The organism is Blautia sp. OF03-15BH, from assembly GCF_003463065.1.
Taxonomy (GTDB): Bacteria; Bacillota; Clostridia; order Lachnospirales; family Lachnospiraceae; genus Limivivens.
In genome coordinates this window covers 453-17,281 of sequence record NZ_QSCM01000009.1, presented here as the reverse complement: position 1 = coordinate 17,281, position 16,829 = coordinate 453, and the positions used below count along the sequence as shown (strand labels likewise).

16 protein-coding genes and 1 pseudogene are annotated in these 16,829 nt (G+C 47.2%); 16 read left to right on the top strand and 1 reads right to left on the bottom strand.

The window, feature by feature from the left end:
- Positions 1–344 precede the first annotated feature (344 nt).
- From DXA57_RS10670 to DXA57_RS10640, 7 genes and pseudogenes are all read left to right on the top strand, one after another.
- Positions 345–584 carry a hypothetical protein gene (locus tag DXA57_RS10670; protein WP_117767366.1) on the top strand — a complete coding sequence of 80 codons (240 nt, stop codon included), beginning with the start codon at positions 345–347 and terminating at the stop codon, positions 582–584.
- Positions 585–694: 110 nt separating this feature from the next.
- Positions 695–1,270 carry a TetR/AcrR family transcriptional regulator gene (locus DXA57_RS10665; RefSeq protein ID WP_158571302.1) on the top strand — a complete coding sequence of 192 codons (576 nt, stop codon included), beginning with the start codon at positions 695–697 and terminating at the stop codon, positions 1,268–1,270.
- Between the two features lie 102 nt (positions 1,271–1,372).
- On the top strand, positions 1,373–2,755 hold the full coding sequence (locus DXA57_RS10660; protein ID WP_117767364.1) for a DUF1254 domain-containing protein: 1,383 nt from the start codon (positions 1,373–1,375) through the stop codon (positions 2,753–2,755).
- A 14-nt stretch (positions 2,756–2,769) separates the two neighbouring features.
- Positions 2,770–4,821: an alkyl/aryl-sulfatase gene (locus DXA57_RS10655; protein WP_117767363.1), complete on the top strand. Its 2,052-nt coding sequence runs from the start codon at positions 2,770–2,772 to the stop codon at positions 4,819–4,821.
- A 245-nt stretch (positions 4,822–5,066) separates the two neighbouring features.
- Positions 5,067–5,306: an AAA family ATPase gene (locus DXA57_RS10650; RefSeq protein ID WP_330423249.1), complete on the top strand. Its 240-nt coding sequence runs from the start codon at positions 5,067–5,069 to the stop codon at positions 5,304–5,306.
- 55 nt (positions 5,307–5,361) lie between these two features.
- Positions 5,362–5,808, top strand: coding sequence for an RloB family protein (locus DXA57_RS10645; protein WP_243005771.1), 447 nt, complete (start codon positions 5,362–5,364; stop codon positions 5,806–5,808).
- A gap of 100 nt (positions 5,809–5,908) precedes the next feature.
- Positions 5,909–6,700, top strand: a pseudogene (locus DXA57_RS10640) (relaxase/mobilization nuclease domain-containing protein); the annotation flags it as partial.
- 55 nt (positions 6,701–6,755) lie between these two features.
- On the opposite strand, the gene DXA57_RS10635 reads toward DXA57_RS10640, so the two are convergent.
- On the bottom strand, positions 6,756–7,112 hold the full coding sequence (locus tag DXA57_RS10635; protein WP_117767361.1) for a helix-turn-helix domain-containing protein: 357 nt from the start codon (positions 7,110–7,112) through the stop codon (positions 6,756–6,758).
- A 316-nt stretch (positions 7,113–7,428) separates the two neighbouring features.
- Here DXA57_RS10635 and DXA57_RS10630 point away from each other — a divergent pair, with 316 nt between their 5' ends.
- From DXA57_RS10630 to DXA57_RS10590, 9 genes are all read left to right on the top strand, one after another.
- Entirely contained in the window at positions 7,429–7,620 is a 192-nt protein-coding gene (locus DXA57_RS10630) for a hypothetical protein (RefSeq protein ID WP_117767359.1), read from the top strand.
- A 187-nt stretch (positions 7,621–7,807) separates the two neighbouring features.
- Positions 7,808–9,622 (top strand): potassium-transporting ATPase subunit KdpA, encoded by a 1,815-nt coding sequence (kdpA, locus tag DXA57_RS10625; protein WP_117767357.1) that lies wholly within the window; start codon positions 7,808–7,810, stop codon positions 9,620–9,622.
- A 15-nt stretch (positions 9,623–9,637) separates the two neighbouring features.
- Positions 9,638–11,707 (top strand): potassium-transporting ATPase subunit KdpB, encoded by a 2,070-nt coding sequence (gene kdpB, locus DXA57_RS10620; protein WP_117767355.1) that lies wholly within the window; start codon positions 9,638–9,640, stop codon positions 11,705–11,707.
- A gap of 14 nt (positions 11,708–11,721) precedes the next feature.
- Positions 11,722–12,330, top strand: coding sequence for a potassium-transporting ATPase subunit KdpC (kdpC, locus tag DXA57_RS10615; RefSeq protein WP_117767353.1), 609 nt, complete (start codon positions 11,722–11,724; stop codon positions 12,328–12,330).
- Positions 12,331–12,536: 206 nt separating this feature from the next.
- Positions 12,537–13,868, top strand: a complete 1,332-nt coding sequence (locus DXA57_RS10610) for a TrkH family potassium uptake protein (RefSeq protein ID WP_117767351.1) — start codon at positions 12,537–12,539, stop codon at positions 13,866–13,868.
- 10 nt (positions 13,869–13,878) lie between these two features.
- Entirely contained in the window at positions 13,879–14,526 is a 648-nt protein-coding gene (locus DXA57_RS10605) for a potassium channel family protein (protein ID WP_117767349.1), read from the top strand.
- Positions 14,527–14,562: 36 nt separating this feature from the next.
- A complete protein-coding gene (locus DXA57_RS10600; protein ID WP_117767347.1) occupies positions 14,563–15,081 on the top strand; it encodes a LysR substrate-binding domain-containing protein in 519 nt (172 codons plus the stop codon).
- 161 nt (positions 15,082–15,242) lie between these two features.
- On the top strand, positions 15,243–15,902 hold the full coding sequence (locus tag DXA57_RS10595) for an IS607 family transposase (RefSeq protein WP_117767345.1): 660 nt from the start codon (positions 15,243–15,245) through the stop codon (positions 15,900–15,902).
- On the top strand, positions 15,850–16,829 hold a 980-nt coding region (locus DXA57_RS10590), incomplete at its 3' end, for an RNA-guided endonuclease InsQ/TnpB family protein (protein WP_147345686.1). The genes DXA57_RS10595 and DXA57_RS10590, both read left to right, overlap by 53 nt.

Sequence of the window (16,829 nt, the reverse complement as noted above, 5' to 3'; positions counted from 1 at the left end):
AGGAAGGCTGTCAAAAAACTACAAAATCACCCCCGTTTCTGATTGATATGCTCCCTTTATGAGAGATAGTGAAATAAAAACACTGTCAATCACGAAGGGAGCATTGTTCATGTCAAGAAGGAAAACCAGCAGATCAGAGCAACTGTCGGCGGCGAAAGCCTCTGCATGACCTGTGGACGCGTCAGCCCTTTGTCCACGCAGTCTACCTTTGAGGACTTGGCGGTGGATTTCGAGGGTACAACCGCAAGTGGCGCGGAGCGATTCTACCGGCGGACGCTTGACAAGCTGCGCATGAAGCTGCTTGAAAGCAGGCTTGTCCATACCGTGACGCTGAAGCAGACCGAATGCCGCAAAAGGAACAAAAAATAGCCGCCGCTGTCTACCTATATCAGGTAGACAGCGGCGGCGAATGGGGAGAGATCAGATTTGACTTTGCAACCGGCACAGCGGAGATCGTCTGGCTGGCGGAGTGGGACACGATAAAGTCCAATATCTTTGCAAGGACGGCGATTCGGTACATCCAGAGCTTGCCGAAGGTGCGGCTGCTGAAAAAGGCTGTTGTGATGTTTGATCAGGCATTGTGATCCTAAAAATCTATAACTCTTATTCAAGCAATCGCTTGATTTATTTTGTAAAGTCTGATATCTTATTACGAGAAAAACTGGATAATGCACAGAAATGGGGGGATTGTGTTTTGCGGGAAGAAAAGAAAGCTGAAAAGAGACAGGAGCTTGTAGGCGTCTGCCTTGGCTGCTTTGTCGAAAAAGGGCTGACCGTTACCACCACAAAGGATCTCTGTAAGGCGGCAAAGCTGCAAAACGGCGGCATCTACTATTACTTCTCCACCAAAGAGGAAATCGTTCTTGCCTGTGCCGAGGAAGCGATCAGTCGAATTGAAAAAGCTGCGTTTGGCATCGTGTTTGAAGATATTAGTGACATCCAAAGCATGATGGATCATCTCGGTGAGCTGGCGGATAAAATGTCGCCTACCATGCGCTTTCTGGTCGGCGTATGTGTGTCGCGCGAATACGGAGAAAAGGTAAAACCTTCACTTGTGCGGCTTGCGGCAAGATACCCTTATTACACGGGTAGGATTGCGGAGATCCTCGGCTGCACCGACGAAGAGGTTGCGCCGTTCGTTCATCTGTCGATCCTCGCCATCAACAATTATATGATCTTTGCCGAGCGAGCGCTGTTTGACCCACAAATCGAAGCGGTCAAAAAAGAGCTTTCAAGGCTTGCAGAAAGAAAGGGGCGGAATAATCGATAGTTTACTATAAAGAGAAAATCACAAACGACTTCATAGTTAATCCATACGCACAAACCGTTCCGAGGAGATGACCAAAACAGAAAAGAATCATAGGAGGACAACATGAAAAAGATACTTGCAATTCTACTATCGCTGCTTACGACGCTTTCCTGCGGGCTTCTTTCCGCCTGCTCTGCCGAAAAAACGCAGCCGGATACATTGGATACTGAAACCGTGTGGGAAACGGTCAGCGAGGCATACATCTATGCGTTCCCGCTGGTGCTGACCGACGCAACCAAAACATTATCGACCAATACGGACGGGACCATGACTGGCCGTGCGCCCATCAATCAGTTCAACCATGCAAAAAAGCTGGCGGACGCCTCTTTCCGCACCGTCGTGACGCCGAACGTCGATACCGTCTATTCGCAGGCATGGCTTGACATCAGCACAGAGCCTATGGTCTACGTCCTGCCGGAAACGGATCGCTTCTGCAATGTACAGCTTCTGGATGCGTGGACGAACACCGCCGCCGTGCTGGACAAGGCGGGTGCTTATGTCATTGCGCTTCCCGGCTGGGAGGGCGAGCTGCCCGACGGTGTGACGCGCGTGGACGTGCCCACCGCAACGATGTGGTCGATCACCCGCACGGTGCTGTCTGGGAACGAGGATCTGCCCAATGTCTATGCCATTCAGGAGCAGATGCAGCTCCTGCCTCTTTCGGCTTATGTACAAGGAGGCGAGTATACCGCACCGCAGGGAGCTTATAAAGAGGAAAATGACTTTGTTCCCGTGAACAAGGTGCTTTCCATGACGCCAGCAGAGTTTTTCAATACGGCGAACGCTCTGATGCAGGTCAACCCGCCCGCCGATGCGGATGAGGAACTGCTGAAGAAACTCTCCGCCATCAACGTGGGCGCGGGTAAGACCTTCGACGCCGCCCTCCTGGGCGAAGGAGCTGCCGAGCGCTGGACGCAGATGCTTCAGGGGCTTCGCGCCACGCTTGCCGCCGACGGCGCGAAGTATGCGCAAAAACTCGGTCAGTGGATCTATTACGGCAAGCCCATCGGCGACTTCGGCACGGAGTATACCTACCGCGCGATGGTAGCGCTGGTGGGGCTTGGCGCCAACACCGTGGACGTGGCAATCTATCCCAAGACAGCGGTGGATGAGACCGGCGCAGCGCTGACCGGAGAAAAGAAGTATACACTCCACTTTGAAACCCTTCCTCCCACGCTGGAGGGCGGCTTCTGGTCCGTGACCGCCTACGGAGAGGATGATTTCCTCATTGACAATTCCATCGACCGCTACTGCATCAACGACCGCTCCGACTTCAAGCTGAATGCGGACGGCACATTGGATATTATCCTGTCCAAGGATGCACCGAAAGACACCTCTAACTGGCTGCCTGTTTCCGATGGGGAATTTCATCTGTTCATGCGGATCTATGTACCGGATATGACAGCACTGGATAGCTGGCAGCCACCTGTTATCCGCGAACAATAAGGAGATGGAAAAGAATGGCTATGAAACGTATTGCAGCAATGCTTCTTACATCGGTACTATTGCTGTCCTGCGTCGGCTGTGCGCAGGATGGGCGCAAAGAGCCGGGCGCGGAAAAGGCAGACCTGGGTCTGACTGCCGATGTCAAGCCCGCCACAGACTTTACGGCAAAGGCAAATGCCGCCATCTACGATGAACTTGACTTCGATGATAAGCAGGAATATGAATTCGCCACCCATGGACTGATCGAAGCGCCGGAAACACTGGAACTAAAGGACGAGGATGGGAAGATCCTCTGGAGTCAGGAAGCCTATGCGTTCCTGGACGATTACGAAAAAGCGCCTGACAGCGTAAATCCAAGTCTCTGGGAGAACACGAAGAACAACCACGCTTATGGCCTTTTTGAAGTGACGGATGGCATCTATCAGGTCCGCGGCTATGACATGGCAAACCTCACCGTTGTCAAGGGCGATACCGGCTGGATCGTCTTTGATACGCTGATGAGCGTGGAGTGCAGTCAGGCTGCCATGCAGCTGATCGAAAAGAATCTTGGTAAATTCCCGGTCAAGGCCGTCATCATCTCTCATTCCCACGTCGACCATTTTGGCGGCATCGCCGGCGTGATGGCGAAAGAGGATAAGGCAGACGAGACACTTTCTATTGAAGATCAGCTCGCCAGCGGCAAGATCCCCGTGATCACGCCTGTGGGCTTCACGGAGCACTCCGTGAAGGAAAATGTCTACGCCGGTAAGGGTATGGGCCGCCGCAGCAATTATCAGTATGGCATCCTTCTGACCCCCGGCGTGACCGGCAAGCTGGCGCAGGGCATCGGCATGGGACAGTCCACCGGAACGGTCTCGTTCATGACGCCCAGCTATGAAATCACGCAGTCTGGCGAAAAGCTGACGATCGACGGTGTGGAGCTGGAGTTCCAGCTCACGCCGGGTACGGAAGCGCCCGCCGAAATGAACACGTGGCTGCCCCAGTACAAGGCGCTGTGGATGGCGGAAAACTGCACCGGCACGCTCCACAATCTCTACACGCTGCGCGGCGCGGAGGTGCGCGACGGCGCGGCATGGGCAAGCTATATCACCGAGGCCATTTCCCTTTACGGCAAGGACGCGGAGGTCACCTTCCAGTCCCACAACTGGCCGCACTGGGGAAACAACGTGGTGAACGACTACATGGTCAACACGGCTGCCGTGTATAAGTTCATCAACGACCAGACTCTGACCTATATCAATCAGGGCTACACCAGCGACGAGATCTCCAACATGATCGAGCTGCCGGAGGCGCTCAATAAAATCTGGTACACCCGCCAGTACTACGGGACGGTCGCCCACAACGCCAAGGCGGTCTACCAGAAGTTCATGGGCTGGTATGACAGCAACCCTGTCAACCTGAACCACCTCATGCCAAGCGACAGCGCAAAAAAATGGGTGGAGTACCTGGGGGATGTTGATAATGTCCTGCAAATGGCAAAGGCGGATTTTGACAAGGGTGAATATCAGTGGGTCGCCGAGGTCACAAATACCATCGTCTTTGCCGACCCGACGAACACCGATGCACGGCTTCTGTGCGCCGATGCACTGGAGCAGCTGGGGTATCAGGCGGAGTCCGGTCCGTGGCGCAACGAATATCTGACCGCCGCGCAGGAGCTGCGCCATGGAAACGCCAATTTCACCGCTTCCACCAAATCTACCGGCGACATGGTCAAGGCCCTCTCCGCGCCCATGCTGTTTGACTATATGGCCATTGTCATGGACAAGCAGGCGCTGGCTGACCGCGACTTCACCATGAACGTGATCCTGCCTGACGTGGGCGAACAGCACATGCTCCGCGTGAAGAATGGTGTGCTGCTGGTCTATGCGGATACATTGTCTGATGATGCGGACGTGTCTATTACCTGCCCGAAGAATGCGCTGTTTGCGATCCTGACCAACAATCAGGAAACGGTTACACAGGCCGTCAAGGTCAAGGGCAGCGCAGAGCTGCTGACGCTGATGATGGAGAATATGAACCAGTTCCCGATCACCGGAGCCAACCCCTTCAACATCATCGAGCCGTAACGGTTTCGCGGGGCGGTCCGTGGGAAGACCGCCCCGCTCGAGAGAAAACAGCGAGATGCTTTCAACGCAAATTAAAAGCTGTCTGTTTCTGTTGGAAACAGACAGCTTTTGCAGCCTTACGGTTGCCCTGCACACCCGAATCTGTCAGCCAACAGTAAAAATAAGAATTACTTCCTTATCACTGTTAAGCCAAGGTTTTCCGGGGTTTTCTTATACCTAAACGGAGAGCAATTTCGGGGGTATTTTTGAGGGTGATTTGGCACTCTCAGGGAGCGCAGCTGATTTTTACAACACATGACGAAATGCTGCTCGACCTGAATTTCTTCCGTAGAGATCAGATTTGGTTTGCTGAAAAAAACGATGAGACTTGTGCAACAGAGCTTTACTCGTTGGCATCTTTCTCTCCAAGAAAAGGAGAAAATGTGCGTAAGGGTTATCTTCAGGGACGGTTTGGCGCAATCCCTTTTATCGGAGGTGACGCCTGATGAACAAGATGCGAAAAGAGTACGATCCGAACAAAGTTAAGCGGCGGAACATTTGGTGAAACACGCAAAATCTCTGATCTCCCAAGCAGATTATTATCCGAAAGACGGAGCTCAGCTTTGGTGTGTATTTGACTGTGATGATAATAAAGACTCTGAGCTTCAAGCTGCAATTTCCTATTCGGAGAAGCATGGGTACAAAATCGCATATTCCAATCCGGCATTTGAATATTGGTATCTGCTCCATTTTGAAAAACGGAATGGATATTTGAAAGATTCCGCTACGGTAATTGACATCTTGAAAAACAAAGGATATTTGGAAAATTACGGAAAAAGTGTGGATGTTTTTGAAGAATTGCAGGAACACCAGCCAGAAGCTATTCAGTACGCAAAAGAACGAGTGGAGAGATTAACCAGAGATCAGGTTGCTGTGATCTGCCGAGACAGTAATCCGGTAACGACAGTCTATGAGCTGGTTGAATTTTTGAATAGTAAAAGAACATAAAAGCACCATTACAAAGGTGTGTATAATGACAGAAAGCTGTTACTTCGACGATAAAAATTCGTTGGGTGGCAGCTTTTGTGTTTGGAGAGGAGGAAGCATTATGGCAACTACAAGAATCATGCCGCTTCATGTCGGCAAGGGCCGCACAGAGAGCCGGGCGATCAGTGACATCATCGACTATGTGGCCAATCCAAAGAAAACAGATAACGGCAGGCTCATTACCGGCTATATGTGTGACAGCCGGACTGCGGATGCGGAAATCCTTCTGGCAAAGCGGCAGTACATTGCCGCTACCGGACGAGTGCGTGGCGCGGATGATGTGATTGCCTATCATGTGCGCCAGTCCTTCCGCCCCGGTGAGATTACCCCGGAAGAAGCAAACCGGCTGGGCGTAGAATTTGCAAAGCGTTTTACTAAAGGCAATCATGCCTTTGTAGTCTGCACTCACATAGACAAGTCGCACATTCATAATCACATTATCTGGCCATTGGTCAGCTTAGAATATGACCGGAAATTCCGAAACTTTTGGGGCAGCACCAAGGCGGTTCGTCGGCTAAGTGACACCATCTGTATTGAGAATGGACTGTCCATTGTAGAGAATCCGAAACCTCACGGAAAGAGCTATAACAAATGGCTGGGCGATCAGGCAAAGCCCTCTCACCGAGAGCTGCTTCGTGTAGCGATTGACAACGCATTATCACAAAGTCCTGCTGACTTTGAAGAACTGCTGAAGCTGTTGCAAGAGTATGGTTGTGAAGTCTCAAAGCGCGGAAAATCGTATCGACTGAAGCTCTCTGGTTGGGAGAAAGCCGCCCGCATGGACAGTTTGGGCGAAGAATATGGATTGGAAGATTTGCGGGCAGTTCTCTTAGGGAAGAAAGCACATACCCCTTTTCTCCGAAATTGAAAAGAACCAGTGAGAGAATCGTTAAATTTCACTCACTGGCTTAATTCGTTTCAAATTTCTCGGACAACTCTGTCAGTTCTTTCACCGTTTCCTGGGTGTGATGCAGCAGGGTGTCACGCATTTCTGGCGGACAGCTGGAATAAAGCATTTTTATCTGATTGACACCTTCATCTTCCAGAGAAATATCTGGATTTATAAGCGTATCTAAAGAGATGTGCAGGACCTTTGCCAATGCTCTTAAAATCCAATAAGAAGGATTCATTTTTCCCTTTTCGATATTGGCGATTTGCTTTACAGAAACATGGCTTAGGTCTGAAAGTTCCTGCTGTGTCAGGTCCTTTTCCTTTCGGGCCTTCCGCATTATTTGGCCCAAAGCGGTTAAATCGTCAATCGGTATAATCGTTCACCTCAACAATATTGTATCGTTCCGATTCTTGCAAAGGAATAACCTTATCATGCTTGTACAGAGGTATGATTATACCGATTTTAAAACAATGATAAGCGCTACATTATAGAATTACATTCATTCCTACATCAAAAACAAGAGTTTGCTGTATAGAATCATAATATGGCTGAGTCAGTCCTCACCTCCGGGGCTGTCTCTTTTTTTATAAAAACTTATACAATCTTAGTTTCGATTGCAGGACCCTTTTCCCCACTTAATACTTTAAGCGGTATTATGGCCTTGCAAGAAAGAAATGAGGTGAACAATTATGAGCATTACAAATGCGGCGAGAAGATTTGAACAGAGATTTGACGCAAAAGCGGAGCGCTTTATTTGGCATCATCCGCTACTTGGCTTCATCTCCATCTTTGTTGGAATGCCCTTACTGGTTTTGGCGTGTGTCTGTATCAGTACGATCGTTATCACCTTTCCTATGGCATGGCTTTTGGGTTGGTTGTAATTTTTATTTCATCTTTAAACGCACAAAAGATGACTAATGCCATTTTTAGAGGAAAGGTTTTATGATATTGGGGACAGCAAAAAAGGAGGATAAATCTTATGCAAATGCTAATTGCACTCATAGGTGTATGTGCGGCAGCAATGCTGCTGTGGTATGTCTATATTTTAATGAAGGGAGATGATCAGGCATGAGCACCATGATTCAGTATGTTTTATACCTTGCCATTCTGGTTGTTTTGGCAATTCCGCTGGGCGCATACATAAAAAACGTCATGAGCGGCGAGAAAACTTTTTTGTCCAAAGTTCTGACACCGTGCGAAAACCTGATTTACAAGGTTATGCGTGTAGACAGAGAAGAACAGATGACATGGAAAAAATATGCGGTAAGTGTAATGATTTTTTCCGGTATCGGGCTTGTTTTTCTGTTCCTGCTTCAACTTCTGCAGGGAGTTCTTCCCGGAAACCCGCAGAATCTTTCCGGTGTGAAATGGGATTTGGCATTTAACACTTCTGCAAGTTTCATTACCAATACAAACTGGCAGGCATATTCCGGTGAATCCACATTGAGTTATCTCACTCAGGCTTTAGGTCTGACTGTTCAGAACTTTGTTTCCGCAGCCACAGGTATCGCCGTTCTATTTGCGTTGACCCGTGGCTTTATCAAGGTGAAATCCTCCGGGTTGGGAAGCTTTTGGGTGGACTTGACCCGCATTGTGGTTCACATCCTACTCCCGCTGAATCTGGTCATTTCTCTGCTGCTGGTAGGCGGCGGCGTGATTCAGAACCTGAAAAGTGCAGAAACAGTATCCCTTGTAGAACCGATTGCCGTCAGTGCAGAAGGCGAAATCCTTGAGGATGCGGTAATTGACTTAGACACCGAAACCGTCACTGTAGATGGCGAAATCGTTTCGAATGCACAGATCGTCACCGAGCAGTTCGTACCGATGGGTCCTGCGGCCAGCCAGGTCGCAATCAAACAGACCGGCACCAACGGCGGCGGTTATATGGGCGTCAACTCCGCACATCCTTTGGAAAATTCCAATGCCTTTACCAATCTGATCGAAATGATTTCCATTCTGCTGATTCCGGCGGCACTGTGTTTCACATTCGGTTCTGCGGTAAAGAACAAGAGGCAGGGTATTGCAATCTTTATGGCAATGTTTCTCTGTCTGGTTGTTGCCTTGAGCTGCATCGCCGTTACTGAACAGGTTGGAACATCCCAGCTTGCACAAAACGGCGCAGTCAATATGTCAATGGCAGAACAGGCAGGCGGCAATATGGAGGGCAAGGAGACTCGCTTCGGCATTGCAGCGTCCTCTACCTGGGCAGCCTTCACCACAGCAGCTTCTAACGGCTCTGTAAATTCCATGCATGACAGCTACACGCCGCTTGCCGGTATGGTGACTATGCTGCTGATGCAGCTCGGCGAGGTTATTTTCGGCGGCGTGGGCTGCGGTCTTTACGGTATGCTTGCTTTTGCCATTCTGGCGGTGTTTATTGCTGGCCTGATGGTAGGCCGCACTCCGGAATTCCTTGGAAAGAAAATTGAGCCTTATGAGATGAAATGGTCGGTACTGGTTTGCCTTGCAACACCCATTGCAATTCTGGTCGGCAGCGGCCTTGCCGCTGTAGTACCCTCTGTCATGGATAGCCTGCATAACGGCGGTGCCCACGGTTTCTCTGAAATGCTGTATGCCTACTCATCCTGTGGCGGCAATAACGGCTCTGCCTTTGCCGGTTTCAATGCGAATACCGTATTTCTGAATGTAAGCCTGGGATTGGTGATGCTCTTTGCCCGGTTCCTGCCCATCATCGGCACACTTGCAATTGCAGGCAGCCTGGCTGGGAAAAAGAAAATTGCCACGACTGCGGGCACCTTGTCTACCACAAATGGAATGTTTGTTTTCCTGCTGATTGTTGTGGTATTGCTGATCGGTGCACTGAGCTTCTTCCCGGCGCTTGCCCTTGGTCCACTTGCTGAGTTCTTTGGCAGCATTGCATAAAGGAGGTTTACAGATATGCGTACAAAACAGAAAAGTGCTTTTGCCGACCGGAAAATGCTCGGCAGGGCAATGAAAGATTCTTTTGCGAAATTAAGTCCGAAAACACAGGCAAAAAACCCGGTCATGTTTCTGGTTTTTGTGTCTGCAATCTTGACCAGTATCCTTTGGGTGGTATCCCTGTTCGGGTTAAAAGACGCTCCAAGCGGATATACACTGGCGATTGCCATTATTCTTTGGTTTACCGTGCTATTTGCCAACTTTGCCGAGGCCATTGCAGAAGGTCGTGGTAAAGCACAGGCAGATTCTCTCCGGGCATCCCGAAAGGATGTGGACGCACATAAAATTCCCTCCGTATCGCAGAAGGACAGCGTGACTGTGGTTCCATCCGCCCTACTGAAAAAAGGGGAACTGGTGATTGTCAAAGCAGGAGAGCAGATTCCGGCAGACGGCGAAGTCATAGAAGGTGCGGCATCTGTGGATGAAAGCGCCATCACCGGCGAATCCGCTCCTGTAATTCGTGAGGCAGGCGGCGACCGCAGCGCTGTAACCGGCGGCACCACTGTACTGTCGGACTGGATTGTTGTCAGAGTGACCAACGAAGCCGGAGAAAGCTTTCTGGACAAGATGATTGCGATGGTAGAAGGTGCTGCCCGGAAGAAGACGCCCAACGAAATTGCTTTGCAGATTTTTCTGGTAGCCTTGTCCATTATCTTTATCTTGGTGACAGTCTCCCTCTACACTTATTCCATTTTTTCTGCAAAGCTGGCGGGAATTGAGAATCCAACCTCTGTAACAACTTTGGTAGCGCTGCTGGTATGCCTTGCTCCTACTACCATTGGTGCCTTGCTTTCTGCCATCGGTATTGCCGGTATGTCCAGACTGAACCAGGCAAATGTTCTGGCCATGAGTGGACGTGCCATTGAAGCCGCCGGTGATGTAGACATTCTGATGCTTGACAAAACCGGAACAATCACCCTGGGCAATCGACAGGCATCGGAGTTCATTCCGGTAGATGGTGTTGATATTCAGGAACTGGCGGACGCCGCTCAGTTTTCTTCTCTGGCCGATGAAACCCCCGAGGGCAGAAGCGTTGTTGTGCTGGCAAAGGAGCAGTTTGGAATTCGTGGCAGAAGCCTTCAGGACAAGAATATGCACTTTGTCCCATTTACTGCCGTGACTCGTATGAGCGGCGTCGACTTTGACGGCAACGAAATCCGAAAAGGCGCAGCAGATGCCATGCAGAGTTATGTGACCCATGCAGGCGGAATGTATTCTCCAGACTGTGATCGAGTTGTCAAGTCTATTGCGTCCAAGGGTGGCACACCTCTGGTTGTGGCTAAGAACCACAAGATTCTCGGCGTTATCTATTTGAAGGATATTATCAAGCAGGGTGTGAAGGAGAAATTCTCAGATCTGCGGAAAATGGGCATCAAGACCATTATGATCACCGGTGACAATCCGATTACTGCTGCGGCCATTGCTGCCGAGGCCGGTGTGGATGACTTCCTTGCGGAAGCAACGCCGGAAGGAAAGCTGGCAATGATTCGTGATTTTCAGGCCAAGGGTCATTTGGTCGCCATGACAGGCGACGGCACCAACGACGCTCCGGCTTTGGCACAAGCAGATGTTGCAGTTACAATGAACAGCGGCACACAAGCAGCAAAAGAAGCAGGTAACATGGTGGATTTGGACTCTTCACCCACAAAACTGATCGACATTGTGCGCATCGGCAAACAGCTTTTGATGACACGAGGCAGCCTGACTACCTTCTCCATTGCCAACGATGTGGCAAAATACTTTGCCATTATTCCGGCACTGTTTATGGGACTTTATCCGGGACTGTCTGCTCTGAATATTATGGGGCTGCATTCCCCGCAAAGTGCTGTCCTCTCTGCGATTATTTATAATGCACTCATCATTATTGCGCTTATTCCATTGGCACTGAAAGGTGTGAAATATCGTGAAGTTGCTGCCGGAAAGCTGCTGTCACGGAACCTGCTTGTTTATGGTCTGGGCGGTCTGGCGGCTCCCTTTATCTTTGTGAAACTGATTGATGTTCTGCTGGTGTTCACCGGCCTGGTATAAGGAGAGGATATATCATGAAAACAATAAAAAGTGTATTACCAAAGGCAGGTATGATCTTTTTAATCTTTACTCTGCTGTGCGGCGTGATCTATACGGGTGTTGTCACAGGAATTGCTCAGCTTATTTTCTCGGATAATGCCAATGGAAGTATCATTGAAGTAGATGGGAAAAAATACGGCTGTGAGTTGCTGGGGCAGCAATATACGGATGAGTCCCATATGTGGGGGCGCATTATGAATATCGATGTTTCTACCTATACAGATGAAAACGGAAAGGCGCTGATGTATGCCGCCCCATCTAACATCTCTCCGGCAAGCGAGGAGTATGCACAGCTCGTGGCAGAGCGGGTGGAAAAGCTCCGGGCTGCCGACCCGGATATGGATGAAACAGCTGTTCCGGTGGATCTTGTTACTTGTTCCGGCAGTGGGCTTGATCCCCATATTTCCCCGGCGGCAGCGGAGTATCAGGTAGCACGTGTTGCAAAAGCGAATGATATGACCGATGATGAAGTACGCAAGATCATCCGAAAATGCACCGACGGACGATTCCTTGGCATCTTTGGTGAAGAGACCGTCAATGTGCTGGAAGTCAATCTGATGCTGGATGGTATCCTGGATGAATAAATGAACATAGCAAAAATTGTGATGTCTTATGCAGGATTCTGACAAGGAAACGGCTGATTGAATTTCTGGCGCAAGTTCGTGATAAAAAGAATAAGTCCTGCATCTTTAGACGGTCTTAATACAGATACGCATTCTCTTTTACCTTCTTTACTCCTTTTGATTTATGATTAAGGACACATAAAGGGGTATAAAGGAGGATTGCAGTTATGAGGGCAGTGTTGTTAAAAAGGAAGTTGACTTCGTTTCAAATTATCATCCTCGGTTTTTCCGGGGTGATTCTTTTTGGTACTTTCCTTTTAATGCTACCGTTTTCCAGTCGCAGCGGATTGGCAACGCCTTTCTCGGAGGCATTGTTTACTTCTACTTCAGCAGTCTGTGTAACCGGACTCATTATACATGATACGGCAACATACTGGTCGGCCTTCGGCCAGTTTGTCATTTTACTGCTGATTCAGATTGGAGGCATGGGGGTTATTACCGTAGCCGCATCCTTTGCAATGATTTCCGGGCGGAAGATTTCTTTGATGCAGCGCAGTACCATGCAGGAGGCGATTTCAGCGCCAAAGGTAGGAGGAATCGTTCGCCTGACTGGCTTTATCGTCAGGGTGACATTGGTGATGGAACTGCTGTGTGCAGCCGTGATGGCACCGGTGTTTTGCCGTGATTTCGGGAAAAAGGGACTTTGGATGGCACTGTTTCATTCCGTGTCCGCTTTTTGTAACGCAGGCTTTGATCTATTGGGTGTGCGCACTCCCTTTTCCTCCCTGACCAGCTATGCAGCAAATCCAGTCATAAACTTTACTATTATGTTCTTAATTGTGTTTGGCGGCATCGGCTTTCTGACTTGGGATGATATTCGGACAAATCGATTGCATTTGCGCAAATACCGGATGCAGAGCAAGGTGATTCTTTGTACCACAGCGGTTTTATTGATCGCTCCGGCAATGTACTTTTATTTTTTTGAGTTTGATGATCTCACGCGAAAGGAACGGCTTTTATCTTCTCTTTTTCAAGCCGTGACACCACGAACGGCGGGTTTTAATACGGTGGAATTAACGGATTTAAGTGAGGCAGGACAATTTATCACCATTGCGCTGATGCTGATCGGCGGTAGCCCCGGGTCTACCGCAGGCGGTTTGAAAACAACAACCATTGCTGTTTTGCTTACTACCGCAATTTCCACCTTTCGGCGTAGAGAAAATGCAAACCTCTTTGGACGTCGTATCGATGATGATGTCGTAAAAAACGCAGCGACAATTTCGCTTATGTATATCACGCTATGTTGTACCGGTGGCCTTATCATCAGCGTTTCCGAAGGACTTCCCATGCTTACCTGCCTTTTTGAAACAGCCTCGGCTGTTGGCACAGTCGGCCTGTCCCTGGGGATTACTCCGGAACTGAATCTGCTCTCACGGGTTGTTTTGATTCTGCTGATGTTTTTTGGACGAGTCGGTGGCCTTACATTGATTTTTGCGGCCTTATCCGGTGTGCAAAAGAAAGTATCAAAACTACCAAAGGAAAAAATAACAGTAGGATAAAGGAGACATTATGAAATCAATTCTTTTAATTGGTCTGGGGCGATTTGGAAAGCATATTGCCCTGCACTTGAATCATTTGGGCCATCAAGTGATGGCGGTAGATACTTCGGAGGAACGTGTAGAGGCTGTTCTGCCCATTGTTACCAACGCACAGATTGGAGATAGTACGAATGCCGATTTCTTGGAATCTCTCGGTGTTCGAAATTATGATGTATGCATTGTGGCCATCGGCAACAATTTTCAAAGTTCGTTGGAAACAACTTCTCTGCTCAGTGAATTAGGAGCGAGGTTTGTAGTTTCCAGAGCTGCAACCGATGTTCAGGAAAAATTTTTGCTGCGTAACGGTGCAAATGAGGTAGTCTACCCGGAAAAACAGCTTGCAAAGTGGACAGCGATCCGTTACAGTGTGGACCATATTCTCGATTACATAGAACTGGATGAAAATCATGCCATGTTTGAGATTCCCGTTCCAAAAGATTGGGCGGACCATTCGATTGGAAAGCTCGATATTCGTAAAAAATTCAACATTAACATTATGGGAATCAAGAAAAGCGGCAAGCTGGAGTTATCTATTTCTTCAGACACAGTGCTGAAAGCAGGAGATACCATGTTGGTGTTGGGAAGTAACAGAAATTTGCAAAAGTGCTTTCATACTTGATTTTAAGAAAAATCAAAGGAATTGGGGGGTGAATTCATGCAGGATGTTATTTTACTTGTAAGTACATCAGCTATATTTATTTTTGGGTATTTTCTGATGAAAAAACTGGATGCTTTTCTGGAAAGCAATTGGAATGAGCAGGAACATGCTCTGACTTACAGCGAAAGCAGCTTGAGAATTGGTTTTTCCAACCCATTAATGGCAGGTAGCCTCTCAGATGTTCTCGAAACTTACGGAAAACAGCATCCAGATGTCTCTATCCATATTTTTAGCGGAGAAGAAAGTGAACTGTGCAGAGAACTGGAAACACACAAACTGGACATAATTTTTTTACCGGAGAATACAGCTGTATCGGAAAAAACTCATTATAATGCACGGATGGTGCTTCTTCGTTGCGCCCCGGTTGTGATGGAATATGCTGACTTGCCCATTGAGCCGATTACCCAGAATCAAATCACACAAATAGCACTATGGAGGGATTCCAAAAAATCACCTGTCGTCGATTTTTTCATTGGATGCCTGAACAAATTTGCCGTGGATCAGTCGCAGATGTAGGTTTTGACGTTGTGTGTTATAATATTGAAAAAGGGAATCGCTTTTACTTGAGTGACAGATAGGAGGTTGTTAACAGTTAAATATAAATTATAAAATTATATAAGCCGGTGTTGAGTTTTATAAGATATTAGAGTAGAATATTATTGAAAGGAGTTGATACTTTGAGTAAATATTATTCTATACATGAATTTTCAAAAATTATAGGCGTATCTGCTCAGACATTACGAAATTGGGATGCCAATGGAAAACTTCATCCGCATCATACTACAGTAAGTGGCTATAGATATTATTCCGATGAGCAACTCAACCAAGTAATAAATGTAAAGCCTAAAAATCGCATTACAATTGGATATTGTCGCGTTTCCAGCCATAAACAAAAAGATGATTTGGAACGACAGATTGATCATGTCAAGACATATCTTCTAGCAAAAGGGCAGCCGTTTGAGATAATAAGTGATATCGGTTCTGGGATTAATTATAAGAAAAAAGGGCTTCAGGAATTGATCAGACGAATCTCTCAAAATCAGGTTGAAAAGGTTGTTGTTTTATATAAAGATAGGCTATTGCGATTTGGTTTTGAGTTGATAGAATATATCGCTTCACTTTATAATTGTGAGATTGAGATTATTGATAATACTGAAAAATCTGAACAGCAGGAACTTGTTGAAGATCTGGTTCAAATAATCACAGTATTCAGTTGCAAATTACAAGGAAAACGAGCGAACAAAGCTAAGAAACTTATCCGAGAATTGATACAGGAGGAAACAGATGGTAAAAGCCATAAAAGTAATGTTGATACCAAACAACGTACAGAAAACTAAGATGTTTCAGTACGCAGGAGCTTCAAGATTTGCTTATAACTGGGCTTTGGTCAGGGAAAAAGAAAGCTACGAAAAAGGTGGCAAATTCATTTCAGATTCAGAACTCAGAAAAGAATTTACAAAGCTTAGACATTCTGATGAATACGCATGGTTATTAAATATTTCAAATAATGTAACCAAACAGGCAATCAAAGATGCCTGTACTGCGTATAAGAACTTTTTCAAGGGTTTGCAAAAATTCCCAAGATTCAAGTCCAGAAAGAGATCAATGCCGAAGTTCTATCAGGACAACGTTAAGATACAATTCAGTAATACCCACGTTAAGCTTGAAGGTTTTTCTTCCAGCAGGAAAGCAAATAAGCAAAAAAAGAATTGGGTAAGACTTGCAGAACATGGACGTATTCCAACAGATGTTAAATATATGAATCCGAGAATATCCTTTGATGGATGGAACTGGTGGATCAGTGTATGTGTAGAATTTCCTAACTGCAAGGAAACACTTAATGATGATGGAGTTGGCATAGACTTAGGAATTAAAGACTTAGCTGTCTGCTCTGATGCCGTTAAGTATAAGAACATCAATAAGAGTCAGAAAGTAAAGAAACTAGAAAAACAGAAACGTAGATTACAGCGTAGTATCTCTCGTTCTTACGAGAAAAATAAGAAAGGAGAAAGTTACTGTAAAACAAATAATGTAATCAAAAAGGAAAAACTTTTATTAAAACGAAATCACAGATTAACAAACATCCGTAAAAACTATTTGAATCAGACCATATCTGAGATCGTAAATCGAAAGCCAAGATTTATTTGTATAGAAGATCTGAATGTCAGCGGAATGATGAAAAATAGACATTTATCCAAAGCAGTACAGGAACAAGGATTTTTTTTGTTTAGAAAACAGCTTGAATACAAATGCAATGATAAAGG

What these genes read in the sequence shown, in the direction of transcription:
- kdpB (WP_117767355.1), top strand. Translation starts at nt 9,638, where the DNA reads ATGCGTACAAAACAGAAAAGTGCTTTTGCCGACCGGAAAATGCTCGGC.
- kdpA (WP_117767357.1), top strand. Translation starts at nt 7,808, where the DNA reads ATGAGCACCATGATTCAGTATGTTTTATACCTTGCCATTCTGGTTGTT.
- DXA57_RS10630 (WP_117767359.1), top strand. Translation starts at nt 7,429, where the DNA reads ATGAGCATTACAAATGCGGCGAGAAGATTTGAACAGAGATTTGACGCA.
- DXA57_RS10670 (WP_117767366.1), top strand. Translation starts at nt 345, where the DNA reads ATGCCGCAAAAGGAACAAAAAATAGCCGCCGCTGTCTACCTATATCAG.
- DXA57_RS10655 (WP_117767363.1), top strand. Translation starts at nt 2,770, where the DNA reads ATGGCTATGAAACGTATTGCAGCAATGCTTCTTACATCGGTACTATTG.
- DXA57_RS10605 (WP_117767349.1), top strand. Translation starts at nt 13,879, where the DNA reads ATGAAATCAATTCTTTTAATTGGTCTGGGGCGATTTGGAAAGCATATT.
- DXA57_RS10610 (WP_117767351.1), top strand. Translation starts at nt 12,537, where the DNA reads ATGAGGGCAGTGTTGTTAAAAAGGAAGTTGACTTCGTTTCAAATTATC.
- DXA57_RS10600 (WP_117767347.1), top strand. Translation starts at nt 14,563, where the DNA reads ATGCAGGATGTTATTTTACTTGTAAGTACATCAGCTATATTTATTTTT.
- DXA57_RS10660 (WP_117767364.1), top strand. Translation starts at nt 1,373, where the DNA reads ATGAAAAAGATACTTGCAATTCTACTATCGCTGCTTACGACGCTTTCC.
- kdpC (WP_117767353.1), top strand. Translation starts at nt 11,722, where the DNA reads ATGAAAACAATAAAAAGTGTATTACCAAAGGCAGGTATGATCTTTTTA.